This window comes from Chryseobacterium phosphatilyticum (assembly GCF_002899825.2).
In the GTDB taxonomy this organism is placed as follows: Bacteria; Bacteroidota; Bacteroidia; order Flavobacteriales; family Weeksellaceae; genus Chryseobacterium; species Chryseobacterium phosphatilyticum.
In genome coordinates, this window is sequence record NZ_PPED02000001.1 from 1277400 (window position 1) to 1302556 (window position 25157).

Sequence of the window (25157 nt, forward strand, 5' to 3'; positions counted from 1 at the left end):
ACTCATTTTATTCATTAAAATGAGTCCGACTTTTTTAGATGGACGTTTTTCAAAATTCTCTACAGCATATTTGCATCAGATAATAAGTATCGAATTAAAATTCTAACTATGAAATATGTAACCCTTGTTTTATTTTCTGTTTTAATTGGATGTAAAAGTGTTCAGCCAATCAATACATCCAATGTTGAAAATGTGATTACCAAAAACGCTCTTCAGTTATTAGAGGACAAAAGATTTCATTCTGTTTCCATTGCAGTGCTTAAAGATGGAAAATCTACCACAAAACATTTTGGAGAATTAACTATTGGAAAAAGGAATAAACCCAACGATTCTACCCTGTATGAATTAGCTTCTGTAACGAAAACCTTTACAGGTTATGTGGCTGCCAAAGCCGTACTTGATAAAAAAATAGATTTAGATGATGATATCAGAATATACCTTAACGAATCTTATCCCAATTTGGCATTTAAAGGTGAACCTATAAGAATCAGGCACCTCATCACCCATACCAGTGGATTTCCGAACCTCCCTATAAAAAGTGAAAATAAAAAAGCCTTTTTTGAAGGATTAAAACTCATCAACATTGAAACGAAACCCGGAGAAGTCTATTCCTATTCAAACACAGCCCCAGAGCTGACAGCCTATATACTTGAAAAGGTGTATCAAAAATCTTTTGAGGAGTTGGTCATTGAATATGTTTTGAAACCCAATAAAATGAATCAAACCAAGTTTACACTCAATGAAAATGACAGAACAAGACTGGTAAGGGGCTATAATGATAAAAACGAATTAATGCCGAACTTCGTCAGGACTTTATGGGGGGGAATTTCAGGCTTGCACTCTACAACTACAGATTTAGTGAAGTATATAAAACTGCAACTTGACCAATCAAATCTTATTGTCAACGAATCTCATAAAAAATTATATAAAGAAGGTTCTGATTTTTGGGAAGGTTATCATTGGTACATCATAGAAAATGATCATGAGTTAATTTACAGACATCATGGAGGCATATACGGAATGCAGAATTGGTTTGTGATTTATCCTAAACAAAATATAGGGATATCCATATTCACAAATACCAGCTTTAATGAAACAGGAGAAATTTTAGAAAAAGTGGTTGATAACTTGTATCATGACATTTTGGATTGTAAATGAGACAAAGATTTTGTTTTTTTATGTCTTTCTAATGATATTCCGCGTAAGATAGATATAATTAAACATGCAAAATGTCGCTATCGCCCCGAAAGTATGCCATAAAAAGTGGGTTCCGAAACTGAACCATTCCCATTTATCAGCGATGCGGAAGGTCAATGCAAAAACAAACGACAATACAGCAAAGCCTACCCATTTGCCAGCTTTCCATTGGGTATACATCAGATATCTTAGTACCGAGAAAACTACAAATGAGGCCAAGATTGCATAATTGACGTTGATAAAAAGAGAAGGGTTATCTGCCAGAATCCATTTTCTCAAAGCGAACATCAGGACTGCATATCCCAGGACCATTACAGCAGCATAGTACCATCTGGTACTCTGAGCGATAAAATAAAATCCGGCAGACAGGCATAATATCATAATCGGCAGCCAATCCATTATGATAAATACCGGCCATTGCCTGAATGAATGGTAAATAGTTCCTCCTATGGCGCCAATATATAACAACACCAGACAGTAGGTTAAAAAGGGATATCCTTTAAAATTACCCCTCATTTTAACGGTCCAGAAAATGGCTATGGCTAAAAAAAATGCAGCAGTGATTGCATTGAAGGGCTCAGGGAACAACTGAGCCATATCTGTTTCTTTATATAACATGCCTCCGTCCGGAGGTAGTAGGTTTATAGGCATTGTCTTTTTTTATATTATAATGATAGGCATGCTTTAGAGTACAAGATACAAACATTGGCCATTTTTCTGAACATAGTAAACATATATACTAATACACTTCTAAATATAGAAAAAATTAGAGCACTGTTACATTAATTTATAGACATCCCGAAAATATATAGGGAATACAGAATTGGTTTGTGATCTATCTTAAACAAAATCCAGAGATATCCATGTTGACCAACCCTATCTTTAATGAAACAGGAGAAATTTTAGAAAAAAGTAGCGGATAACTTGTATACTGATATTATGTAAAATAAACAGCACATCAATATACACCTATCAGATATTTTTTATTGACAGAACTCAATAAAGCATGTTTGAAGTTATTTTTTGATTAAAAATATGAATGTAAAATTCATTATCAATTCCACTTTTAGAGAAAAATAAAATTTGATACAAATAATTTTTAATCAAACCTAAAACATTGAAATCAAAAACATTACAAACCAATTCAAAAACCAATACTTTAATATAATATTCAGAATTAATTATTTTTTTTCTAATTATAAAGACAATTTATTTATTTTTTAATAAAAAAAGCTATCTTTGATTTACACAAAACAACACCTTAATATGAAAACAAAATTTACACAATTCAGTGCTATTCTTATTGCTGGATTCTCATTTGCCCAAGTAGGTTTCAATACAACTTCACCGAAAACCACAGTGGATGTATCTGCTAAAAGAGATGGTTCAGGAGTGCTTACGGATAATGCACAAACATACGGATTACAGGCTCCGAGGCTTACAAGAGCTGAACTTACAGCCAATACGGCTACCTATGGCAGTGATCAGAGAGGAGCATTGATTTATATTACGGACGTTACCGGTGGAGATGCCACAGGACAACGTATCAATGTTACTGCTATGGGCTATTATTATTTTGATGGAACAGTATGGCAAAGAATTACACAAGCAACCAATGCTATCTCACCCTCTATTTCCGCATTACAATGTACTACCGCTTACTTAAACCCTTCTACGTATACGGCCGGTACTCCTTACAATGGAAACCTGAGAGTTACCTATAGCCAGGGAAACGGAGGTTCGTATAATTCAGGAGCGCCTTTCACCGTAAACGGATTAACCTTCCAGCTAAGACCCGGAACCCTGGAGTTTGGGGATGGCGAACTGGTATTCTCAGTTACCGGAACTCCTACCACTGCTAATGATATGACCCTTCCTCTAAACAGTACTGCAGTTCCTTTCTTAACAGCAGGACAAAACTGTACCGCTACAGTGGGAAATACCAGTCGTGCAGACATTGCATCTGTCGCGGTGATGGGGTATCCTACCCTAACTACCGATTCCAACGGAAAACAGGCCTATACTTTTCCTCTGGCTACCCCGGATGGCAAGTACTCGATCAGGGTAATATTTGATACCACAAGTGGTACGACCGCTGCTGTTCCTAATGTACAATTGTATAATAATTCAGGGGCTACCGTAAATCTGTATTGGAATTATAATACCGAATATGGTGGTTATATTGGTGCAGCAGTAACCACAAACAATATTACTTCAGGAGTATGGGGTGGTATGGGAGATGCGTCAGCTACCTGGTTTCCTCAGGGCACAGGGGCAGTAGGAAACGCTTATTGGGGGAACGTAGGGATTATAGATGGAGCGAGTGGCGGACCTGAGCACAGAAGATATACCTGGATAGACAGTAATGCTTCTTCAAAAACCGCTTATACCGCAACCATTATGGCGGGAGCGCCCACTTCAGGCAGTGCCCAGCCCAACCTTTCTAAAATATTCATCAAGATAGAGCAAGTAAGAGCACAATAAATAATAGAATGCCCCTTTTCAGGGGCATTTTTTATTGATCTACGATGTGTACAATAGATGTAAAATCATAAGTGATATTCATATTAGTTACCTTCCGAAGCCTCCTGACTTTGCTAAGCCGGAGTTCCTATTTGAAATTATTTATTGAGTAAAAAAATAAACGCAAAGTTCATGACTCACTCCGCTTTATTTTAAGTGAGCTAAGGGAGGCGACTTTGTCGCTGATGAAGTGATATGCTATACGTCCGCTTCGACGAATCAACAAAGTTGATTTTATCCTTTGCTCCCTGAAAATATGCATAATGAGCTAAAACTTTGCGTCTAAAACACACATCATCAATTTATTAATCATCTGAATCAGCAATGCTCAGCCTACTTATCCTGAATGGGCGCCAGCCATTTTCTTTTCTCTTTTTCTTTGAATGATAAGATGTGCAGCATCCAGCATTTTAACGGTATGAATGTAGGGCATCACGATATTCCTTTCCGGTAGATTTTCATAAACGCCCATTGAGAAATAGACGATTCCGGATAGAAAATAATCAAATTCTCTGAGGGTGTATTCCCTGAATGCTTTTTTGAAAACCAGCAACGGATTCCGGTATTCCTTCTCCGAAAGCAAGCCAAAAACCCATGGGGAAATCTTCTCCGGCTGGGTATCAACCGTCCATTTTCTTTCCTTCAGCATCATAAGATAGCCTGCCCGGATCAATGACCTCATCGACTGATGAAACTGGAAGATCACCGCCGGATCTTCATGGATCCAGCTATTTCGCTTTACGGCATAATTCATCAAATTGCTGAGCATTTCTTTGGAAACATCCAGCTCATTGAAATGGAAGAAGTTTTCCATCAGCTGTAGCCCTGAATGCTTCTTATTTGCCTGAAACCGGGGAGCAAAACCTGTTTGTATTTTTTTCATTGTGTGTATTTTTTTATAAATGTAAGAAAAGAAATTCAATTACGGTCGATCGACCGTAATTTTTTACTATTTAATTATTTCATTTGTTCTATGACAGATATAAACGAGAAAATTTGTTTATACATTACAAAAAAATGGTTGATACCTTGGCTTCAAGAAGGCAAGTCACAAAATTCTTTTGCCAAAAATCATGGTGTAGAAGAAAGTACCATTAGAAAAATTAAAAGTGAAGAAACTTACAGAATACCCGTTGAAACACTTTTTAAAATATGTGAAGCAAGAAAAATTAGTTTATCTGATTTCTTTAAACTTATAAATGAATAATCCTGACGAAAGTTGGGATTTTTTTGTGTTGAAATTTTCAAAATCTTTAAGAAATTCCGGAAAATATGGATTGATAATTTCAAAGTGGTTTTGATTTTTGTTGTTTACGGAAAACCGTAAGGTAATATAAATTATCATTGATAAATTTGACTAAGTTAACAGCAAAACATTAATATTATGGCACTTAAACCAGGACCTAAAAGAACAGCAATATCAACTGGTAAACCAGATCAACGTCAACGCGATAATAAGGAGACACCAGGAAATACACCTTCTTTAAAACCACCAAAGAAACCGCAAGGTAAATAACTTTTTACTTCAATAACTGATCCTGACGAGAGTTGGGATTATTTACTTTTATGGAAACCCATAATGTATGTAATAACTTGTTTAGTATATTTGGTTTTTAACAACAATTATTATGATAATCTACCTTGATCTAAATATTTTTGATAGAATAGAAAAAATTGATCTTCTTGATGAAAATGAAAAAAATGAATATCTGCCATTATTAGATCTAATCTCAAATGATAATGTTGACTTACCCTATTCAAATGCACACTTAAATGATCTTCTAAGAGGTTGGAAGAAGAATCCAAATTACATTGATGGACATCTTAAAAACATTCAAAAAATAACAAAAGATTTATGTATTTGTCAATATTGGGGAGAAAAAAAAGTTTGGTGGCACAAAAGGGATATTTTTGAATTTTTCAATTCAAAAAAAGATGAGGCAGGCATATACGATGAAACTTTAGACGAAATGCTTGATTTTGGCTTAGGAGATAAAAGTCCTATTCATCTCACTAAAAAATTACCTCTTCCAATTGAATGGGTTTCACAAATCAAAAAAGATAAATTTGCTCAATTGATGTTCCCTACAACAATTGAAGAAAATTCACTGTTTAATCTATTTGCGGATCTCTATAATTTTCAAATTAAACTTAAATCAGATTATAGTTTTTATAAAGCTTTTAAAGCACAATTATCAAAAAATATCTCCACTCTTAAAGGTAATAAAGATGTTGTAAACTATATAAGGAATAATGACCAAATTCCCAATAATTTAAAGTTAGATTTCTCATCAATTGCGGATGCTTATAAACCTAAATTTGAAATTAAAGAAAATGATAATGAATCTTATTACAAAGTAATTGAAACTTTTTACAAATTTGATTTACAAGGTTATAAAACCGATTCCAATTTTAACAATATGTTTGATGATGCATTGCATACTTTTTATGCTTCACATTGTGATGTCTTTATAACAAATGATGATAGATGCAAGTATAAGGCTGAACAAACATTTTCAAAACTTGACATCAAAACCTTGGTAATAAAATCAAATGAAATTGATAAAATAACAAATTTATAATAGCATAAACAGATACTTTGTTAAAGAAAATATTCTTATTTCACTGGCTCAAAGTCAGGATGCTTTACGTAACAGAGTATTATATATTAATGTATCCTTAAATAATATGAAATAACTAGTTATGGAAAATTCTGCTTATTCTACGTTGCTTATTGAAGATAACATCTTCGGATTTGAACTAAAGAAATTACTTTGGAAACAACAATACGACCAACCAGAACACAAGCAATTACTAACGCTAATTATAAAACTTTGTAATACAGACTTAATACATTGTGAAGCAGAAGATCTTAAAATGTATTTTACTGAAAATGAAATTGACCTTTTGGGAGATAAAAATACAATCAATAGAATTGAAAATAAAGAAGTTTTAGCAAGATGGTTTGATGTGATGTTAACTTTAAATAAAAAAAACATCAAAGTATACATTAATTCAGTACATGAAGCTTATATGATGGTGTATTCAGCAAACAATGAAATGCACTATATTATCCGTTCTATTGCTTTGGTTAAATATGCAAAGAACTTTTTCAAAAACGAATTTGAAGTAATATTTGATAAAGTAAAAAAAGTTTTTTTTGAATGCACTTCGGCGTACTATCAGCAGCTTATATTAATTGAATTAATCTCCATATATGGTGAGACCAGATGCCAAGTAGAGTTTAACGAATACATAGAACAAAAAATAAATCATTTTTCCACAAATAAGGACTTTCGCTCTGCAAGATTTTGCATCAGATATTACAGCTAATTGGAACCCTAGACAAAAATCAATGCAACATTAGAATGGCTGAAAACTATGAAACAGAAGGAGACCTGTATGTGTCAGACATGCAACCCAATACTTACTATCCTACGATTTCTGCCGTATATTTAAAAGGCTTTAGATTAATTGCATCAGCAAGTCATTGCCAGGAACTACATGAGAGATTAGAGCAGAAAGTTGCAAAACTTCAGCTTGAGGATTATCGTACATTGCAAGCTGCGGGTATCAGTATGATACCAGAAATAAATCTTGGTGAAATTCATAATAATGTCTTAGGAATGAATCTCAGTACTTCTAGTATAGCATATCACACATTGTTAGAACTTCCGCTAATCTCAAATTCCGCAGTTAAAAAATTAGCGCAGTCGGACAGAAAATCAGCTACAGGATTATCAGCTTTTTTTCCAGAACAGATTAAGATTACAAGGAAAGGTGCTCAAGTCGCCTCTCAAGATATTGCAGATAGTTATGTCAGCAATGCAAGAACTTACTTCAGAGAAAAGCTGATGGCTTATATCTACTTTGTCAAAGGTGCATTGGATGCATATATTAATATTAATCATTCAATGGTAACGGAACTTTTAATAGAATCAAAAAGTCCATTTATTCCTGAGGATAGATTACATATTTATATTTTGGGAATTACGGCTGGTTTTCAGAATGATTTTATTACTGCTGCTCATTTGCTTATTCCTCAATTAGAAAATAGTCTAAGACAATTAGCAGTAACAAATAATATCATAGTTACAACTTATGAAAAGAGGTTTCAATTAGAGAATCTATTAGGAGGTTTAATCTCAAAACTTCGTCCACTGGCTACTGATGACATTATAGAAGAATTGGAAAGCTTTCTTGTACAGAATAGTTCTGTGAATTTCAGAAACGAACTACTACATGGTCTAATGGAAACTACACTCGTCCATAAATATGGACTATATGCATGGTGGCTGTGCTTAAAAATGATTTTACAAACCAAGTTGATTTTTCCAGGAATAAAATAATATTGTGGTTAATTTAAGTAAAAATTTTTTACTATTTAACCAATCACTTCGGAGAATTTACACATCACAAATCAAAACAAAAAATCCCCTCTTTAGTGGGGATTTAAGCAAAACAACCTACAATTCTCTATTATTGTAAGAACTTCCTACGAAAAAAAATACCGGATATTTCTCGTATCCGGCAATTTATACTATTAAACTATTGCTCTATTTTTGCCTTATTCGCTAATCGTTTCCTGATGGTGCTTACAAACTCCTTTGAAACGCCAAGATAGGATGCAATATAATACTGTGCTACACGCTGCGGAATGGAAGGATACACTCTGATAAATTCCAGATAACGATCTGTAGCAGGTTGAGAAATCGTGTTAACCAGTCGGTTTTGAAGCGTCACCACATACCGCTGCATCATCAGCCGAAATGCTCTTTCAAACTTCGGAACCTTCTGCATCAGTTCCTCTTTGGTTTCCGGATTCAACATATAAATTTCGGTATCTTCCAGAGCTTCTATAAAGATCTTCGAGGGGGTTTTATTATTAAAAGAATCAATATCGGTAATCCACCAATCTTCAACAGCAAACAGAAGGGTTACTTCAAAACCGTTTTCATCAAGATAATACGTTCGTACGCAGCCCTCTTTTATAAACCCTTCGAACTGACAAATCTCTCCGGCACGCAGAAGATGGGTTTTCTTCGGGTACTTCTGAAGGGTCAGCAAACCTTCATATATATTTTCTTCTTCCGGGGTCAGGATCACAAATCGTGAGATGTTTTTAATAATATTCTGAAACATACATTTATTTTACGGCCGCAAATTAGAAAAAAGTGAGTAAAATTCAGCCTTCAGACGCTATTTGATGATACCTAAAAGCTAACATAATGGTTATCTGAAGAAAAGATTGGGATCAGAAAGCAGATTAAACGGGTAAAACAAAAAAATACTATCAATAGCTACGAAATTAAACTAGATTAATTTCAGTGAAAGCAAACTGTCCTACATTTGCTAAAGAATTAAGACAATAAAAAATTATCAAATAAAACATCCATTAACATTAAAAATTTAAACCTATGAGCACACTTACATTAAAAGACGGAACAGAGATTTTTTATAAAGACCAGGGAGCAGGACCAGTATTGATGTTTCACCACGGATGGCCGTTATCCTCTGACGATTGGGATGCACAGGTCATTTTCTTCCTTCAGAGAGGGTACAGGGTCATTTCCCATGACAGAAGAGGCCACGGCCGTTCCAGCCAGAACATCTATAATCACACCATAGAGCAATACGCTTCTGACGCTGCGGAACTGGTAGAATTCCTTGATTTGAAAGACGTAGTACACATCGGTCACTCTACAGGAGGTGGTGAAGTGATCCGCTACGTTAACAAGTATTCTAACGGCCGAGCAAAAAAAGCAGTGTTAATCAGTGCCGTTCCACCGGTAATGGTAAAAAGTGAAAACAATCCTGACGGGGTTCCTATGGAAGTTTTTGACGGGATCAGAGAACAGACTTTGAATAACAGAAACCAGTTTTATTTTGACCTGACTTTCCCTTTCTACGGATACAACAGAGAAGGAGCCAATGTAAAAGACGGTGTACAAAGAAACTGGTGGAGACAGGGATTGATGGGTGGTATTGTCGCTCATTATGACGGAATCAAAGCATTTTCTGAAACTGATTTTACGGAAGATCTGAAAGCGGTGGATATTCCGGTTTTGGTTCTTCACGGTGAGGATGACCAGATTGTACCTATCGAAAATTCTGCTATAAAATCTGCAAAACTATTGAAAAACGGAAAATTGATTACGTATCCCGGTTTCCCTCACGGAATGCCCACTACGGAACACGAAACCATCAATAAAGATCTTTTAGAATTTATTGAAGCTTAATAAAAGAGCAATATCATAAAGAGATGAATCCGTTTGATTCATCTCTTTATATTTAGATTACATCCTATTATGGGCTTCATTTCCGCTATTGTCGGGATATTCCTTTTCTAAAAAACCTCTCACTAAAAGTAAGAGGTCAAATGAACATTATGGAAATAAAAAATAGTGTATTTATAGTAATGTCCATTCAAATACTATATCCAGAGAAATAACCTGGATTATGAATTTGTGAAAAAATATAAAATTATGAAACTGAAATTGCAAAAATTATCTTTTGAAATATCTACAATCAAGTTTAAATTATGCCAATTTTACGTTGACAGCATTTAAGCCCTTGTCGCTTTTTTGTACATCAAAAACGACTTTATCATTTTCACGAACAGCATTTACGCTTAATCCTGAAGAATGTACAAATATGTCTTTACTTCCATCTGCTGGAGTAATAAATCCGAAGCCTTTTGCTTCATTGAAAAATTTTACGGTGCCTTCTTGCATTGTAATTATTATTAAAAATTGAATAGTATGTTCTGTAAACGCTACAGAATTTATTTATAAAATGATCTGACCGGTACTGTAAATCCGATCAGCTTTTGAATATTTTTAAGGTCCACGCGCTCGTCTGCATCGCAAAACGAAATAGCGGTACCTTCTGCTCCTGCCCTTCCGGTTCTTCCAATCCGGTGAACATAGGTCTCCGGGGTATTAGGAAGTTCATAGTTAACAACATTGGGAAGATCATCTATATCAATACCTCTCGCTGCAATATCTGTGGCCACCAATACATTAATTCTGCTGCTTTTAAAATCATCAAGTGCATTTTGCCTTGCTGCCTGAGATTTATTTCCATGAATAGCAGCGGCAAAAATACCTACATCTTCTAATTGCTGAACAAGTTTATTCGCAACATGCTTGGTACGGGTAAAAACTAATGATCTGACAGTACTTTTTTCCTGTAATAGATCAATCAGCAGGTCTGTTTTATCTTTTTTTTCTACAAAATATACAGACTGCTTTACTGTCTGTGCAGTTGAAGATACAGGAGTTATGGTAACCTCAACAGGATTATTAAGAATGCTTGCTGCAAACCTCTTTATACTCAACGGCATAGTTGCAGAAAAAAATAAGGTTTGTCTTCTTCTGGGAATTAAGTTTAATACCTTTTTTACATCATTTACGAATCCCATATCCAGCATTCTGTCGGCCTCATCCAAAACCAATATTTCAATCTTAGAGAGATCAATATGTCTCTGATTCACCAGGTCCAGAAGTCTTCCGGGTGTTGCCACCAGGATATCTACTCTTTTTCTGAGGGCAGCAAGCTGACCGCCTATTGAAACCCCTCCGAAAACAGACAGTTGGGATAAAGGCAGATATTTGCTGTAAATAGCAAAATTTTCTTCTATCTGTATCGCCAGTTCACGGGTTGGAGTGAGAATTAAGGTACGTATTTCTTTATGTTCAGGGTTATATCTTTTCAGTAATTGTAGTATGGGCATGGCAAATGCCGCAGTTTTTCCGGTTCCGGTTTGTGCACATGCTATGATATCTCTTCCTTCCAGAATATGGGGAATTGCAGCTTCCTGTATCCCGGTAGGCTTAGAATATCCGGCTTCCGTTACAGCACGAACAATGGGATTGATTAAGTTTAAATTTTTAAAGCTCATTATAAATTCCGGTCTTCCGGCAGTTGGTAAGCAAATCTGTTGATCAGAATTTGAGTTGATCTAAGGATAAACAAATAAAGAATACTTTTCCGGTTTATCAGTTTGCTTGCTTTATCGGTAACAATATCATTCAATATTATTTATGATCAGCAATAACATATCGCTCCTATTGATAGTAGGATTTTATAATCTCCGATTTTTCACTGATGAAATCAAGATTATAAATGGGCAGCTGAAAAAGCAAAACTGGAAAAGAAAATTGTGATTTTAAACTATTACAGAATAGCAAAGGCAGAGACCTGTTTTATTAAATGTTATGCAAACGTACGATAAAAATAAACAAACAAAACTACATTTAATTAATTGATTATCAAAAATTTATTCATACCTTCCGCCCGTTAATCGAATTGTTTGCAGATGCGGATGATTTTAAGCTTCCCAAAATGCAAACTGCTTTTCCCAAAACCCAACCTCAGACCCAGACCCTGAAATCATATGCAACACCGCATATAAAAATTGCCTATTTTATTATGATTCATCATAAGCCTCATGTATTCAAGGCAATGTTTCAGAAAATTTACACAAAAGATCAGTTCTATCTCATTCACATTGACAGAAAGGCCCAAGACTCTTTTACAGAAGAAATACAGCTCTACATAACACAATTTCCGAATGTTTTTATTTTAGAAAGTCTGAATATTGTTTCAGGTGGCTTCAGTATGATCCAGGCAGAGCTTAATGCAATGGAGTTTCTCTTAAACGCAAGCCTGGAATGGGATTATTTCATCAATCTCAGTGGTGAAGATTATCCCCTGAAATCCCAGTCCATCATACGTAATTTTCTTACCGTAAATAACGGCCGGAACTATCTATTCTACTATGACCAGAAATTTTACAGACCGGATACCCTGAAAAGAATACAGAATCATTTCACGGAATTAGCCTATATGATCTCTTCATTCATCTATAAAAGAGAATTTATGAAAGGAGTAATCCCCTATATTGGTGGGAAATGGTTTATGTTTACAAGAGAAACCTGTGCTTTCTTAACAAGCAATAAAAAAGTAATGGACTTTGAGGATTATTATTTACACACTTTTTTGCCTGCCGAATCTTTTTTCCAGACTGTTCTTATGAACACATCATTTAATGACATTATTGTGAATGATGACAAAAGAGCAATATTTGAAAAATCAATTTTTCATAATCAACAGGATGTACTGAAGTATATAGAGTCTCTAAAATCTACCAATCAGCTCTTTATCAGAAAAATAAACAATAAAACGGATGAAAATATCCGGAATTATATTGAAAACACCTTTCTTCTTCCCTTAACCGAGGTTGATGAAGTGGAAAGAGAATTAAAAAGAGATGGCCGGCAAAATAATTAGTATATTGAATGACCTAAAAGTATAATCAGTAAAACAACCTACAATTCTATATTATTGTAAGATTTACATTATCTTTTCACTTATGCCTTCATGTGTTTTAATATCCAGTTTAAACATTCTTTAGAATCCATGATACTCCAGGAATGAGGGTGTCTTGTACCGTCCGGACGAATTCCACGATCATTGGTGATGACAAGATCAGCGTTTTTGTGGCCTTTTATTCGCAATAAATTAATCATAGCGGTAATATCTGCCGCATTAAGATCATAAATATCTCTTCCTCTGTTTTCCATCTGCCATATAATTCCCGGTTCTGTATAAATCAAAATAGGGATATTCATAAGATATTTTGCATTGCCACCATCTTTTTCACGATAAGAAAACATGGATTCTCTTAGATAATTGGCTCTGTTTTTATCCGGTGTGCCAATGGCCGCAACCATTTCAGCAGTTAAATATTTAGCTTCATTAGTTCCAATCTCAGAATAGTTTCTTTCTATCTCTCTTTGCAACCTGTAATACATATTCTCGTAATCCAGTGGCGCATCAAGAGCGAATACAGAATTGGGGGTAAAATAGGTATTTTTGTCCCTGACTGCTCTTTCAGCATAGGTAAAAGCCAGCATACCTCCGCCGGAAAGTCCTCCTATTGATATATTATCTTTAGAAACTTTATGCTTTTCCACTGTATCTTTTACGATTCTGTCTAAAAACTTCTGTTCTATATGAAATCCAAAATCCCCATCTTCCCAGGTTGGGAGTAATACGATAAGATTTTTTTCCAATGCCAGATTATCCAGATTAATCTGATTCATTACTTTTTCGCCATTTTCGCCTCCACCGGGTAAAATAACAAGTATTCCTTCAGCTTTATCCTTTGGAACTAATTTCAAATAATGGTTCTTGGTATCTTTAAAGGTTATTTTTTCAGAGGTCTGAGCAAAAAAGCTAGTACAAACCATTCCCAATAGAAGGGTAAAATATCGGATCTTCATGATTAAATAGTTTATTACAATGCTTACCTTATTTTTTCACCAGCTCTACTCTACGGTTTTGCGCCTTCCCATCTTCAGAACTATTGTCTGCAATCGGGTTTTTGCTGCCGAAGCCTTCTGCTGAAAGTCTTGTTTTATCAATACCTGAAGTGGTGATAGCATTTAATACCGCTGTAGCACGGTCTTTTGACAGTTGGAGATTATGGGCATCATTTCCGCTGTTATCGGTATATCCGTTAATGGCAAGTTTTAAGTTGCTGTCGTTTTTCAGGACTTTTGTAATTTCATCTACGGCTGTTTTGCCATCGGGTTGTAAGCTTGCTTTGTCTGTATCAAAGTTAATATGCAATACGGCCTTGCCTTTTGTATCTAATTCTTTTTTTATTTCATCAGATTTTATGATCGAAATCGTTTGTTCAAACGGTGCTTTCTGTAGAATTTGTATGGCTCCGGTCGCCGTATTTCCATACAGCTGAATATAAATATCATCGCCATTAGTCCTTCTGATGACATAGACTTTTACGGGCTCATTCCAATAATCTATAGAACCTTCTTCTCCAAAGTATTTGGCTTCCGGTTGTACTCTGTCAAGCTCCTTCTGGGAAACTTTACCATCAAATATTTTTACACCACCCACTTTTGTAATCGCGTCATCATAGCTTTTCAAAAAATAGGGCAGCGACCATTCTTCTGTATTGCTTTTCTCGTTGACTACATAGGTCTTCCAAACTTTTCCTTCTACTGGAGTCATTACACCTTTAAGGGGAAAAAACAGCATATCATAACTTCTTTGTACTGGTTTATTTTGGAAATCCAGCCCTTTGGGAAAGCTGAAAAAGGGAAAATTACCCACTTCAGCGGTAGAAACTGGTATGGAGTTGATATCAAAACTATTGGCACCTCCCGTAGATTTTTCTGCAGCTGTAGTAGTTCCTATTGTGATACTATCCTTTGCCGCATCTGTTTTCTGTTCAGCCTTTTTGTTACAGGCAGCAAGCAAAGCGCCTATGGATAGAATAATCAGTGTCTTCTTCATTGTAATAAATTTAGGTTTTTGGTATATAATTTTTTTATAGTTGGAGATAAAACAACACGGATCCTTCTTCTTCAAAATCGTTCGGTATATTTTACTTTACTATTTTTTTCGGCACTAACTTACAAATAAAATACGAATGGAAAATCCTTAGTTTTAAGGATTTTATCGTTTAAAAAGATTATTTATTGATAATGTATTTTTCTGAGGCAAAGTTTTTATTTTCAAAACCACTGATTTTTAAATAAGCTTTGATGTTTACTACTGACTTTGGAGCAAGTAAGGAAATGCTCTTATGTACTGCCTCAAAGTCAGGAGACTTTGTGTAGCAGATAATATCAAGAGCTACTGCTTTTTCGGATAAAATTTCACCCAGTCAATTTCCATTTCTACAGGCAATGTTGCCGGATCAACATTTCCGACCCAGCTACCTCCAATTTGCATATCAAGCAATAAATAGTGATTCACATCCGCATAGGGGAATTTATTTGTTGCGGTGCGGAGATAAGCAAAACTTCTTTTACTATTAACAAAAAATACCATACTATCCTGATACTTTTCAATGGCATAGGTATTGAAACCTTCGGCAATAGGGACTTCTGCAAAACGCTGAGGAATATTCGGACTGCCATTGTCCAGGGTGTATTGAGTATGAATGGTTTGATACACTTTTTTATCATAATTTAAATGTTCCATGATATCTATTTCACCCCCTTCCGGATATTTACCTGTTGATGAAAGCATCCAGAGAGCTGGCCAGGCTCCTTTGGCTGAACTAAATTTTGCCCTAATCTCAATACGTCCCAAACCAAAGTCTTTCTTATCCTTTGATTGTATTCCTCCTGTCAGGTAAGGCCTGGGGTCAATCGAAGTATCAGGATTTACAATTCCCCGTAATACCATTTTCCCGTCTCTCATTGCATAGCATGCATTGTTGCTGCTCATGTGTTTATTCCAGTCAGATGTTCCTGCAGGTATCTTCGACCATACTGTGGTATCAAAATTGTCTGTTTGATTAAAATCTTCAACCCATGCCGGCTGATCATCAATTTCGAATTCTTTGGTTTTAAATTTTTGACTGATCCCCGGTTTTTTTCCAGTATTTTCTATGGCTAACTGTTTTGAGCAACTGGTAAGAAGCACAACACCTGCTATACAGCTGGCAAGAGGCAAATTAAACGTAATTCTCATAAAAATAATTTAAAATCGGTTAAGGTGTTAAATAATTTTGAGTGCCTCCAATCTTTCTCATTAATTATATTACAGTTAAGGAGATCACCGGCCTAACTCATTGAAAACAAAAATACATGATTACACTGTAAATCAATAAATTTACTTAATTTATCATTCAAACATCTGGTAGATACGAAAATAATGAGCCAGCCCTATTGGGGTTCGTCTTCTTAACCTCTATCAATCAATAAAATTTTACGGTATCAATTTGTTATTGACTAAAAATGCTTTGATATCTTTCACTACTTCATTTGGGCGCTCATCTTTTACGCCATGCCAGGTGTTTTCGTATACTTTATGAACAATAAAAGGTTGATGCTCATTTGTCAACTTATCATTTTCTTCTTTAAAATCGAACCAGTCATTTTTGCTGACAGGGTCGAAAATGAGCATAGGTTTATTGAGATTCCGATAAATGATTTTAGGATTCAATTGATGTGTGGAAGCTCCGAAAGCCGTTTTGGAAGTAAAAGGAGTGTAAATAATGGCCATATTTTCTTCCGCAGAGTTTTCGCCGGTAAGTTCTTCTGCGCCGGGATTTACTTCATATTTCCCATTGGCGTTTTTCTTGATACGGGCATACGATGTAAAAATTTCTTTTTTCAGTTTTTCACTTTGTTTTCCTTTGATCCCCCAATTATTATACATCCACCAATATGCATCAAACTCGTTATCAAAAACCAGCGTTTTTTTGTTGGAATAATATTGTTTTGTTTCTGCAATATCTTTCTCGATGTTGGCTGCCTTTGTCTGAAAATCCCAGGCAACAGAGCCCCCATCTTCCAGAATAAGAGCCTGAACCATTTCAGGATACACATTATAAAATGCTGAACTTATAGTTCCTCCTCTTGACCAGCCACCAATAATTGCTTTTTTGATTTTCAATTTATCCAGAAGGAATTTGACATCATCTGCAACATGATAGATGGAGAGGTTTTTTTGAGAAATTGGGGTAAATCCGTGTCCGTAATAATCAATGGCAATGACATGCAGATTCATTTTCACCAATTGATCTATCATTTCGTATAATTCATACCCATTGCTATACGTTCCGGGAATCCAGACCAGTGTAGGATTTTTTTTATCCCCCCACTCCAAATAATGCATTTTTACATTATCGGTTTGAATATAATTGCCGTGTTGTTTTTCGTATTTCTCAAATTCAGGTTTTAAGCTTTGAAACAAATTCCTTTGTATAATGGAATCTGCGGAAGCATTTATTTGTGCTTTTGCCAATAAAGATACAATGAAAGAAACCAATAGAATGATATTTCTTTTCATAATTCGCATGTTTTTTATTTGGTTGGGTTATTAGTATTTATAGTGGTTAAATATAGAAAAAAATAGCCACTCAGGATGGAATCCCACCTACTACATTTAAATATACATCCCCTATTTACTCTTTCTTACAATTTCTTTCACCCCACCTTTTGTCAGAATTACAGAATGGTAATGGCCCGCACTGTCCGCAATGAATTCTATGGTTCTGTCATGATTATCCGCCCTGAAAAATTTGGTTTCAGACTCCGGGATAAGCTCCATTTCCACACTGTTAAAATACAGTTTACCATCAATCTTGAGTATGGCAATTGTATCATACTGGCCGATGTATTGATCATACAGATTTGTATCTATTTCAATTCGATGGTGTTTGTAAGGAAGTTCAACCTCTTTTCCCAATGCAATAGCGGAAAGGCCGTAGCTTATAATATGAGAAAATGACTCATTATTAGAAAGTACAGTCACAAAAAGGTTATCATCCGTAAATCGGTTAAAGGAAGTCATGGTACCAAAAAACCCTCCATCATGAGCAATTAACTGATGCCCGTGATTGTAAAACGGATTGATGATAAAGCCATAGCCCCAATTTTCATCATCGTAAGGCTTAAACATTAGTTTTTTCATCTGTGCAGAAAGAATACCGGTTCCATATAAGGCATGATCCCATAAGGCAAGATCCTCGACAGTGGAATACACGCCATCATGGCCTACATTAATTTCCCAATTGATATAAGGATTGTGAATCAGCCCATTTTCTGTATGACAGTAAGCCTTTGCTTTTTTTTCAACGATCGACTCATTATTACTGACGCCGGTATTATTCATCCCTGCTTTTTCAAATATATTCTTCTTTAAGAAAGTAGCATACTTCTCACCGGACACTTTTTCAATGATCTTAGCCAATACATAATAGCCGATATTACTGTAGCCGCTTTTAGTTCCGGGAGAGAATTCATAAGGTATTTTCTTTATTTGGGAATAAGCAGAATCTTTGTCCATAGAGCTTATAGCAATCTCCTTAAAGCCCATAGCCAACCCTGAAGTATGTGATAACAACATATGAATCGTGACACTATCGGCCTTGGGATAATCTGGTAGAAATTTACTCAGCTTATCATCAAGGGATAGCTTCCCTTTTTCAACCAACAGAAGGATAGCTGCGGCAGTAAATTGTTTGGTTACTGAAGCCAGCTGAAATTTAGTATCTACGGTGTTTTTAATATTCCATTCGTAATCTGCCAGACCATATGCTTTTTTCAGTAAAATACGACCCCCTTTCGACACAAGAACAGTTCCACTAAAATTATTTACCTCAACCTGGGCCTGCATATATTTTGCAAGACGGGATGATACATTTTTCTGCCCAAACATAAGAATCGGGAATAGAAGTATGATTAAAGCTGGCTTCATAAACTATTGAATGATATTATTAAGCTGCAATGTTACCATTTAACCAACCATCATCATTGTATTTTTGTAAACCTTACTAAATAAACATCCATTTTATGAGATCTTTTTCAAGTGTTGTTGTTTTTGAAAAAAAAACTTTCGGGGTAAAACCTGTTAATCTTTTAAAATCCCTGATCATGTGTGACTGGTCAAAATAATCCAGACTATAAGACCATTCTACTCTATTTTTATTGTCAAGCTGACTTTGAATAGCGGCCCTGAATCGGATAATTTTTTTGAACTCAGAGGGTGTTTTACAAATATGTTTATCAAAGTGCTTGTTGATTGTTGTGCGTGACCGCCCCGTTGCATAAGACAATTGGGTCATAGACTGATTGATCGTATCTGTATTGAACATTTCGGCCAATACCTCTGTCAACAGGGTATCCTCAAACGGATGAAATTTTGAAAGCCAATACAATTCTATAGCCTTTATTTTCTCATCCGGATCTTTTATGGAAAGAATGGTTGCCATCGTTTGTTTATAATCTCCATAAGGGCTAAAATCAGGAAAGCTTCCTTCCGAGTACTCCTTTAAATCATCTGGTATAAAATTATTGATCCCCAACGGCTTGAAGTAGGTAGTCACTTCATTGATTATGCCTTCATAACTGACCAGTACCGGTTCATTAAAATTACTTACCAGATTGGTCTCAATGGGATGGGACGGGCAGTATCTGGTCGTTATTTTATTTTTGGTGGCCAGAGTTTCTGTTTTCTCGCTGGCAGTGACAATGGTATAAATGCTGGGGAAGGTAAAATAAGTAGCAGAAGCTTCTTCAGAGGTCTGCTCAAGGATATAAAAGCATTCAATATATTTTTTCAGTATAGGGTTCTCAGGCCTGTAGACTTTTATGGTCATCCTTTTTAGCTTTTAAATGTATGTAAATCTAGTTCAATTAACCCATATCTTTTATGATTTTATTTTTTACCTATATTTGGAATCGAACGAAAAATCATTAAAAACCCCTTAATGAATCTATTCGGGCACATCACAAAACAGACTGAAATATGAGAATTGCAATATTCGGCGCTCACAAAGTTGGCAAAACCACATTAGCAGAAGAACTTCTGGAGAACCTTCCCGGATATACACTTGAAACAGAGCCTTATTATCAAATGGAATCTTCAGGGTATGAATTTTCGGAGGACGCCAGTGGTGAGGATTTCGTTGAGCAGTTTAATTATTCAGTACAACTTATTTCGCAAAGTGGAGACGATGTGATATTTGACAGATGCGTGATTGATATCTTAGCCTATCTTCACGTTCTTGATCCACACAGAAATATTCAATCCCTGTTTGAAAAAGCTCAGACAATGATTTCCGAAATAGATCTTTTTGTATTTGTTCCTATTGACGAACCGGATCCGATCCCCGCTCACGAGATGGATCTTCCCAAACTCAGAAGGCAGGTTAATGATCTACTCTATGATTGGATTGGAGATTTTGGAATAGAGGCCATTACAGTAAGTGGCACATTATCAAACCGCAAAGACCAGGTACTTGCTGCAATTCCATCATAGATATGGAGATCACTAAAATTCCTCATTGAAATTAGGCTAGACGACAGATAAACTCACAAAATAGATTATCTTTGTTACAGACCGAAATTTTATTAATCATGAAGTTAGAATTATATCAGATAGATGCCTTTACAGACACTATTTTCCATGGAAACCCGGCATGTGTTGTTCCTTTAAAAAATTGGTTACCCGATGAAATCCTTTTAAAAATAGCCCGTGAAAATGCAGTAGCAGAAACTGCTTTCTTCATTGACAATGGCCATAGCATCCACCTGAGATGGTTCACCCCTGAAATAGAAATGGACTTATGTGGACATGCCACTCTTGCTACAGCGCATTGTCTGGCATCCATCCTAAACTACGGGAATGACCGAATCATTTTTGAAACCAAAAGCGGTGAATTAACAGTAGATGTAAAAGATGGGTTTTATGAGATGGATTTCCCATCCAGAATGCCTGAAAGAGCTACTCTTCCGGATAGCATCGTCCAATCTCTCAATATACAGCCGAAGGAGATCTTCAAATCCAGAGACTACGTTCTGGTATATGAATCTGAAGAAGACATCAAAAAGATCAAAATTGAAAGATCTGTCTTTGACCTTATCAATCTGGATCCGGGAGGCGTTGTGGTCACAGCTGCCGGTACTGACTGTGACTTTGTTTCAAGATATTTTACACCGCAGTCCTCAATCCTTGAAGATCCTGTAACCGGATCAGCACATTGCTCACTGATTCCGTTCTGGTCAGCAAGATTAGGAAAAAACAAGCTTTTCGCCCGTCAGCTATCAGAAAGAGGCGGTGAACTCTATTGTGAGAACAAAAATGAAAGAGTGATTGTCGCAGGTAAAGCCAGAACCTATTCTACAGGACATCTAAACATAGATTAACTGGCATTTTCAGCAAGCGGCGAAATCCGGTAATGTAAAAGGCCACGAGAAAGAGTTTTTCATTCTAAAAGCGTTTAGAAAGTCATCCTCATAAAACCAAAAGGCACCACTTATTATTCAAGGGGTGCCTTTTTTTGTAGACATCTCTTTTAAAAGTCTGTTATTGGTTTTCTGATAAAGTAATCTCTTTTTCTGTACCAGCTTTTGCATTCTTATCATTCACATATACAGGGATTCCCCCCACCCAGGTTTCCAATACCGGAATGTTTCGCATTTTCATATATTGTAGTGATGGGGTATTGAGTGAAAGAGGATCTTGTTCCAATATAACAAAATCAGCAAAATGCCCTTTATCTAAAGACCCTACCCACTTGTCTGCATAGCACTGCCATGCCGCATCATAAGTAACTGCAATCAAAGCCTGCTCAGGAGTAAGCCGCTCAGCACTGTTTAAAACTTCAATATTGGTTGGATTCTTTTCCATAATTCTGGTAATTGATTGCTCCATCATTCTTAAAGGACCCAACGGACTTACCTCGTTGTCACTATGAAGCGTAATTCTCATTCCGGCAGCAAGCGTTGAACCGCACAGATCAAGCATTTGTGCTTTTTCACCGAAAATCACTTCCTTAAAAGCATAGCCCCAATATCCCACATGCCCGATCAGGAAGCTTGGCGAAACTCCCATCTGAAGCATATTGGTGATCTGATCGGCCGTCAGAAGCGAACAGTGTTCTATACGATTCCGAAGCTCAGGTCCCTGATATTGAGCAAGGCTTCGTTGATACGCATTGATAGCAAATGTTACCGCCTGATCCCCATTGGCATGAACCATCAATGGCCACCCTTTTACAGCTACCACCGTATTGATTAATGTGTTATAACTTGGTGGTATAGTACGTGCAGGAATACCTGCCTGTGGAAAATTAAACACCCCCGTATTATTTGCAGGATCGCACAGGTACGGAGCACTCTGATAACCGGTTAATCCTTGGTTGGAACCATCTGAAACCACTTTAACATGCCCGTAATATACAGGCTTGTAATGGTCTGGTTCTTTATAATGATCCAGCTTATCAACATCTTGCTGACTGGAACAAAGAAATGCCCCACCTGTTCTTACCCGTTCAGGATGAGTTTCGAAATATTTGGTCAAAAGACCTTCGGAACCTTTATTCAATCCGGCATCATACATAAAGGTAACCCCTCTTGAATTAGCCGTTTTAAAAAGATCCGTCAGGTAACTATTGATCCTGATGCTCATTGCAATGATCTGCAGCTTTACCACCTTCAGCGCCGGCGTCATCTGCAAGCCTTCCTGAAGCTGGCCTCTGGTCTCACTGATATATTTATCAACCGTTTTATATTCGTTCTTTATATCAGGATTGTGATTAAACACATACTCCAGTGCCTTCGTGTTCAGATAAAGCGTATGCATAGAAGCACTTAAGAGCATCATAGGTACCTCATGATTAATACTGTCAAGAATTATATTATCAATTGTTATTAATTCTTTTTTACCATTTTCTTCTTTAAAAGGCATTAACGACGGATCCAATCCTCTTCCTAAGATAACAGCCCCGGGAATTGTAGGAACATGTGCATTGATGAGTGATCCTACAGAATTCAAATCATATACGTCCTTTAAATCCTGCCCTTCAAAGGGACTCAAATCCAGCCAACCCTGCATCATAGCGGTAGGAACCATATGTACATGAGGCTCTATAAGACCCGGAAGCAACGTTTGAGTTGCAGTTAATTCTTTTTTCTGATAACCCGGATAATTTTCGTCCATGTGGTCTTTTACTGTTTTTTTATCACCGGTGATCACCACTTTTCCATCAGCCATCCCAATAGCCTCAACTGTACCCGTTGATCCACCGATCATAGGCCGGATGATTCCTCCAACGACCATCAGAGCTTGTGGTTTTTCATGGGTCGGCTTTCCGGAACCGGGATTTATTTTCGTTAGATTTTCTGCACTGAAAAGGTCTTCTTTAAAAACATCCAGAACAGGATTGTGGCAAGAGCAATGAGCGCAGCCATGCGTGTGTTGGTGTGATTTTTCCATAGAAATGATTGGTTTTTAGTGTGTTTAAGTTTTAATTCTATTGAGATCTATTTTTAATTAAATATTGATATATGGATATAAAAATCAGTCTATCCAAAGACAGAATACAATATATTATTAAAATTAAAACAGGATTATTTTTATTTATTATTAATTCATAAATAGATTATAAAGAATAATTTCCATTTATTTTAGTTTATTAGTTTTTATTTTATAAAAATATAAAAAAAATATTCTTTTGACAAGTACTTTATCACCGGATATTGATTATTTTTCTTATCTAAAATTTTAATTTCCAATATATTCAATACAATAACCGCATTACAGCGCAAAAAAAATCATGCTCCTTCACCTTATATAACACAATGAATACCGGTTTTGAATACAGTCCCAATAAATACATCCATACGCAATAAGCGCCAATTCTAATAAATTGGCGCCTAGTTTATTTCATTTATAAGTAAAGATTAAACCAATTCATCGGTTTAGTAAAGGGTAACTCAAATCACTCCTTCAGAGCTTTTTTCAGTCGTTCAAGGCCTTCCGTCAAAAGTTCCCTTGGACATCCGATATTGATTCTGAGAAAGCCTTCACCGTTTTTACCATACATTGTTCCTGAATTGAGCCAGACTTTGCCTTCCATTAAAAGAATCTTTGACAGTTCATCCGAAGTTTTGCCCCATGCACTGCAATCCAGCCAAACCAGATAGGTAGCTTCCAGAGGAGTCACTTTGACTTCTGGTATATGTTCACTGCAAAAGTTTTTCAGAAATATAAAATTCTCATACAGGTAATTTTTCAGTTCATCCATCCATTCATGTCCTTTTGTATAGGCAGCAATCATGGCTTCCATAGCAATAGGATTAGGATAACTGTTTTCCTGAAGTTCTAAAGTTTTACGGGTTTGTTCCAGGATATTTTTATTTCCGGAAATAAGATAAGAGATCGGCAGGCCTGAAAAATTAAAAGTCTTACAAGGCGAACCACAAGTAACGGATTCAAGTTCATAATGTTGAGCTACCGAAACAAATGGGATATGAGGGAGGTTGTTAAAAATCAAATCGGAATGGATCTCATCAGAAACCACCATCACTTTATTTCGGGAACAGATCTCAGCTATTTTTTCCAGATCCTTTCTGGTCCATACTTTTCCAACCGGATTATGAGGGTTACACAAGAGCAGAAGTTTCGTTTGGGGATCGGAAGCTTTCTTTTCCAGGTCATCAAAATCGATAGTATACGCTCCGTCGTCATATTTTAACTCATTGCAAACAATATGACACCCATAATTTTCCAGGATGACAAAAAAATGATTGTAAACCGGGGTTTGCAAAATTATATTTTCATCAGGCTTCACAAATGTACGGACAATTGCCGAAAGGGAGGGAAGAATTCCTGTTGCAGGCAGTAGCCAGTCTTTTTCTATTCTAAAATGATGATAAGTCTCCCACCAATCGATGACTGACTGATTGAAATTTTTGGGAATTGTACCATATCCAAAAACTCCGTGAGAAACCTTTTCAGAAATAGCATGAATCACTTCCGGAGCTGTTTTGAAATCCATATCAGCCACCCACATCGGTAAAATATTTTCTTTAGCCCAATCCCATTTTACGGAATGGGTGCCTCTTCTGTCTATGATTTCGTCGAAATTGTATTTCATGTTTAAG

At 36.1% G+C, this 25157-nt stretch carries 24 protein-coding genes; 11 read left to right on the plus strand and 13 right to left on the minus strand.

All coding sequences use genetic code 11. The annotated features are described in order from the left end of the window. The first annotated feature begins 108 nt into the window (after window positions 1-108). On the plus strand, window positions 109-1158 hold the full coding sequence (locus tag C1631_RS05955) for a serine hydrolase domain-containing protein (protein ID WP_109711070.1): 1050 nt from the start codon (window positions 109-111) through the stop codon (window positions 1156-1158). Between the two features lie 18 nt (window positions 1159-1176). Here the strand turns inward: C1631_RS05955 and C1631_RS05960 are convergent, their stop codons facing one another. Then, a complete protein-coding gene (locus tag C1631_RS05960) occupies window positions 1177-1848 on the minus strand; it encodes a hypothetical protein (RefSeq protein WP_103248937.1) in 672 nt (223 codons plus the stop codon). Between the two features lie 615 nt (window positions 1849-2463). On the opposite strand from C1631_RS05960, the gene C1631_RS05965 reads away from it, so the two are divergent. Further along, the gene (locus C1631_RS05965; protein ID WP_109711072.1) at window positions 2464-3681 is read left to right on the plus strand and encodes a phage tail-like protein; all 1218 of its coding nucleotides are present in this window, start codon (window positions 2464-2466) and stop codon (window positions 3679-3681) included. Window positions 3682-4057: 376 nt separating this feature from the next. Here the strand turns inward: C1631_RS05965 and C1631_RS05970 are convergent, their stop codons facing one another. Further along, complete coding sequence (locus tag C1631_RS05970; protein ID WP_103248939.1) at window positions 4058-4603, minus strand: hypothetical protein; 546 nt, start codon at window positions 4601-4603, stop codon at window positions 4058-4060. A 90-nt stretch (window positions 4604-4693) separates the two neighbouring features. On the opposite strand from C1631_RS05970, the gene C1631_RS05975 reads away from it, so the two are divergent. The 5 genes from C1631_RS05975 to C1631_RS05990 all read left to right on the plus strand — a co-directional run bounded on the left by C1631_RS05975 (window position 4694) and on the right by C1631_RS05990 (window position 8069). After that, window positions 4694-4927, plus strand: a complete 234-nt coding sequence (locus C1631_RS05975) for a helix-turn-helix domain-containing protein (RefSeq protein ID WP_047486272.1) — start codon at window positions 4694-4696, stop codon at window positions 4925-4927. A 177-nt stretch (window positions 4928-5104) separates the two neighbouring features. Continuing rightward, window positions 5105-5236, plus strand: coding sequence for a hypothetical protein (locus C1631_RS24500; protein ID WP_257189333.1), 132 nt, complete (start codon window positions 5105-5107; stop codon window positions 5234-5236). A 112-nt stretch (window positions 5237-5348) separates the two neighbouring features. After that, window positions 5349-6302, plus strand: coding sequence for a hypothetical protein (locus C1631_RS05980; protein ID WP_109711074.1), 954 nt, complete (start codon window positions 5349-5351; stop codon window positions 6300-6302). Window positions 6303-6423: 121 nt separating this feature from the next. Next, window positions 6424-7053, plus strand: coding sequence for a hypothetical protein (locus C1631_RS05985; protein ID WP_123966600.1), 630 nt, complete (start codon window positions 6424-6426; stop codon window positions 7051-7053). A gap of 35 nt (window positions 7054-7088) precedes the next feature. Continuing rightward, window positions 7089-8069, plus strand: a complete 981-nt coding sequence (locus tag C1631_RS05990) for a DUF4209 domain-containing protein (protein ID WP_123966602.1) — start codon at window positions 7089-7091, stop codon at window positions 8067-8069. Between the two features lie 199 nt (window positions 8070-8268). On the opposite strand, the gene C1631_RS05995 is transcribed toward C1631_RS05990, so the two are convergent. Next, window positions 8269-8862, minus strand: a complete 594-nt coding sequence (locus C1631_RS05995; RefSeq protein ID WP_109711078.1) for a Crp/Fnr family transcriptional regulator — start codon at window positions 8860-8862, stop codon at window positions 8269-8271. A 275-nt stretch (window positions 8863-9137) separates the two neighbouring features. Here C1631_RS05995 and C1631_RS06000 point away from each other — a divergent pair, with 275 nt between their 5' ends. Next, window positions 9138-9959 carry an alpha/beta fold hydrolase gene (locus tag C1631_RS06000; protein WP_109711080.1) on the plus strand — a complete coding sequence of 274 codons (822 nt, stop codon included), beginning with the start codon at window positions 9138-9140 and terminating at the stop codon, window positions 9957-9959. Between the two features lie 300 nt (window positions 9960-10259). Here C1631_RS06000 and C1631_RS06005 read toward each other — a convergent pair whose 3' ends face one another. Next, window positions 10260-10454 (minus strand): cold-shock protein, encoded by a 195-nt coding sequence (locus C1631_RS06005; protein ID WP_103247906.1) that lies wholly within the window; start codon window positions 10452-10454, stop codon window positions 10260-10262. Between the two features lie 50 nt (window positions 10455-10504). Continuing rightward, a complete protein-coding gene (locus C1631_RS06010; RefSeq protein WP_109711082.1) occupies window positions 10505-11623 on the minus strand; it encodes a DEAD/DEAH box helicase in 1119 nt (372 codons plus the stop codon). Between the two features lie 443 nt (window positions 11624-12066). Here C1631_RS06010 and C1631_RS06015 point away from each other — a divergent pair, with 443 nt between their 5' ends. Further along, complete coding sequence (locus C1631_RS06015) at window positions 12067-13014, plus strand: beta-1,6-N-acetylglucosaminyltransferase (protein WP_103247912.1); 948 nt, start codon at window positions 12067-12069, stop codon at window positions 13012-13014. Window positions 13015-13094: 80 nt separating this feature from the next. Here C1631_RS06015 and C1631_RS06020 read toward each other — a convergent pair whose 3' ends face one another. The 6 genes from C1631_RS06020 to C1631_RS06045 all read right to left on the minus strand — a co-directional run bounded on the left by C1631_RS06020 (window position 13095) and on the right by C1631_RS06045 (window position 19867). Then, window positions 13095-14009: an amidohydrolase family protein gene (locus C1631_RS06020; RefSeq protein ID WP_103247905.1), complete on the minus strand. Its 915-nt coding sequence runs from the start codon at window positions 14007-14009 to the stop codon at window positions 13095-13097. 28 nt (window positions 14010-14037) lie between these two features. After that, window positions 14038-15045, minus strand: a complete 1008-nt coding sequence (locus C1631_RS06025; protein WP_103247904.1) for an OmpA family protein — start codon at window positions 15043-15045, stop codon at window positions 14038-14040. A 342-nt stretch (window positions 15046-15387) separates the two neighbouring features. Further along, window positions 15388-16233: a glycoside hydrolase family 16 protein gene (locus C1631_RS06030; RefSeq protein WP_109711084.1), complete on the minus strand. Its 846-nt coding sequence runs from the start codon at window positions 16231-16233 to the stop codon at window positions 15388-15390. Window positions 16234-16470: 237 nt separating this feature from the next. After that, window positions 16471-17556, minus strand: a complete 1086-nt coding sequence (locus tag C1631_RS06035; RefSeq protein WP_109711487.1) for an alpha/beta fold hydrolase — start codon at window positions 17554-17556, stop codon at window positions 16471-16473. Window positions 17557-17667: 111 nt separating this feature from the next. Beyond that, complete coding sequence (locus C1631_RS06040; RefSeq protein WP_109711086.1) at window positions 17668-18966, minus strand: serine hydrolase domain-containing protein; 1299 nt, start codon at window positions 18964-18966, stop codon at window positions 17668-17670. Window positions 18967-19042: 76 nt separating this feature from the next. Next, window positions 19043-19867 carry a helix-turn-helix domain-containing protein gene (locus C1631_RS06045; RefSeq protein WP_103249078.1) on the minus strand — a complete coding sequence of 275 codons (825 nt, stop codon included), beginning with the start codon at window positions 19865-19867 and terminating at the stop codon, window positions 19043-19045. A 149-nt stretch (window positions 19868-20016) separates the two neighbouring features. Between C1631_RS06045 and C1631_RS06050 the strand changes: the two genes are divergently transcribed. Next, window positions 20017-20529 (plus strand): ATP/GTP-binding protein, encoded by a 513-nt coding sequence (locus tag C1631_RS06050; RefSeq protein ID WP_109711088.1) that lies wholly within the window; start codon window positions 20017-20019, stop codon window positions 20527-20529. A gap of 98 nt (window positions 20530-20627) precedes the next feature. After that, on the plus strand, window positions 20628-21416 hold the full coding sequence (locus C1631_RS06055; protein WP_109711089.1) for a PhzF family phenazine biosynthesis protein: 789 nt from the start codon (window positions 20628-20630) through the stop codon (window positions 21414-21416). Window positions 21417-21576: 160 nt separating this feature from the next. Here the strand turns inward: C1631_RS06055 and C1631_RS06060 are convergent, their stop codons facing one another. Together C1631_RS06060 and C1631_RS06065 are read right to left on the minus strand one after the other, a co-directional pair. After that, window positions 21577-23487, minus strand: coding sequence for an amidohydrolase (locus C1631_RS06060; protein ID WP_109711090.1), 1911 nt, complete (start codon window positions 23485-23487; stop codon window positions 21577-21579). Window positions 23488-23992: 505 nt separating this feature from the next. Further along, window positions 23993-25150, minus strand: a complete 1158-nt coding sequence (locus C1631_RS06065) for a MalY/PatB family protein (RefSeq protein WP_103249808.1) — start codon at window positions 25148-25150, stop codon at window positions 23993-23995. Window positions 25151-25157 lie beyond the last annotated feature (7 nt).

What these genes read in the sequence shown, in the direction of transcription:
- C1631_RS05990 (WP_123966602.1), top strand. Translation starts at nt 7,089, where the DNA reads ATGGCTGAAAACTATGAAACAGAAGGAGACCTGTATGTGTCAGACATG.
- C1631_RS06050 (WP_109711088.1), top strand. Translation starts at nt 20,017, where the DNA reads ATGAGAATTGCAATATTCGGCGCTCACAAAGTTGGCAAAACCACATTA.
- C1631_RS24500 (WP_257189333.1), top strand. Translation starts at nt 5,105, where the DNA reads ATGGCACTTAAACCAGGACCTAAAAGAACAGCAATATCAACTGGTAAA.
- C1631_RS06040 (WP_109711086.1), bottom strand. Translation starts at nt 18,966, where the DNA reads ATGAAGCCAGCTTTAATCATACTTCTATTCCCGATTCTTATGTTTGGG.
- C1631_RS06060 (WP_109711090.1), bottom strand. Translation starts at nt 23,487, where the DNA reads ATGGAAAAATCACACCAACACACGCATGGCTGCGCTCATTGCTCTTGC.
- C1631_RS06035 (WP_109711487.1), bottom strand. Translation starts at nt 17,556, where the DNA reads ATGAAAAGAAATATCATTCTATTGGTTTCTTTCATTGTATCTTTATTG.
- C1631_RS06055 (WP_109711089.1), top strand. Translation starts at nt 20,628, where the DNA reads ATGAAGTTAGAATTATATCAGATAGATGCCTTTACAGACACTATTTTC.
- C1631_RS06015 (WP_103247912.1), top strand. Translation starts at nt 12,067, where the DNA reads ATGCAAACTGCTTTTCCCAAAACCCAACCTCAGACCCAGACCCTGAAA.
- C1631_RS05955 (WP_109711070.1), top strand. Translation starts at nt 109, where the DNA reads ATGAAATATGTAACCCTTGTTTTATTTTCTGTTTTAATTGGATGTAAA.
- C1631_RS05975 (WP_047486272.1), top strand. Translation starts at nt 4,694, where the DNA reads ATGACAGATATAAACGAGAAAATTTGTTTATACATTACAAAAAAATGG.
- C1631_RS06010 (WP_109711082.1), bottom strand. Translation starts at nt 11,623, where the DNA reads ATGAGCTTTAAAAATTTAAACTTAATCAATCCCATTGTTCGTGCTGTA.
- C1631_RS05995 (WP_109711078.1), bottom strand. Translation starts at nt 8,862, where the DNA reads ATGTTTCAGAATATTATTAAAAACATCTCACGATTTGTGATCCTGACC.
- C1631_RS06065 (WP_103249808.1), bottom strand. Translation starts at nt 25,150, where the DNA reads ATGAAATACAATTTCGACGAAATCATAGACAGAAGAGGCACCCATTCC.
- C1631_RS06025 (WP_103247904.1), bottom strand. Translation starts at nt 15,045, where the DNA reads ATGAAGAAGACACTGATTATTCTATCCATAGGCGCTTTGCTTGCTGCC.
- C1631_RS06045 (WP_103249078.1), bottom strand. Translation starts at nt 19,867, where the DNA reads ATGACCATAAAAGTCTACAGGCCTGAGAACCCTATACTGAAAAAATAT.
- C1631_RS06005 (WP_103247906.1), bottom strand. Translation starts at nt 10,454, where the DNA reads ATGCAAGAAGGCACCGTAAAATTTTTCAATGAAGCAAAAGGCTTCGGA.
- C1631_RS05960 (WP_103248937.1), bottom strand. Translation starts at nt 1,848, where the DNA reads ATGCCTATAAACCTACTACCTCCGGACGGAGGCATGTTATATAAAGAA.
- C1631_RS05985 (WP_123966600.1), top strand. Translation starts at nt 6,424, where the DNA reads ATGGAAAATTCTGCTTATTCTACGTTGCTTATTGAAGATAACATCTTC.
- C1631_RS05980 (WP_109711074.1), top strand. Translation starts at nt 5,349, where the DNA reads ATGATAATCTACCTTGATCTAAATATTTTTGATAGAATAGAAAAAATT.
- C1631_RS06000 (WP_109711080.1), top strand. Translation starts at nt 9,138, where the DNA reads ATGAGCACACTTACATTAAAAGACGGAACAGAGATTTTTTATAAAGAC.
- C1631_RS05970 (WP_103248939.1), bottom strand. Translation starts at nt 4,603, where the DNA reads ATGAAAAAAATACAAACAGGTTTTGCTCCCCGGTTTCAGGCAAATAAG.
- C1631_RS06030 (WP_109711084.1), bottom strand. Translation starts at nt 16,233, where the DNA reads ATGAGAATTACGTTTAATTTGCCTCTTGCCAGCTGTATAGCAGGTGTT.
- C1631_RS06020 (WP_103247905.1), bottom strand. Translation starts at nt 14,009, where the DNA reads ATGAAGATCCGATATTTTACCCTTCTATTGGGAATGGTTTGTACTAGC.
- C1631_RS05965 (WP_109711072.1), top strand. Translation starts at nt 2,464, where the DNA reads ATGAAAACAAAATTTACACAATTCAGTGCTATTCTTATTGCTGGATTC.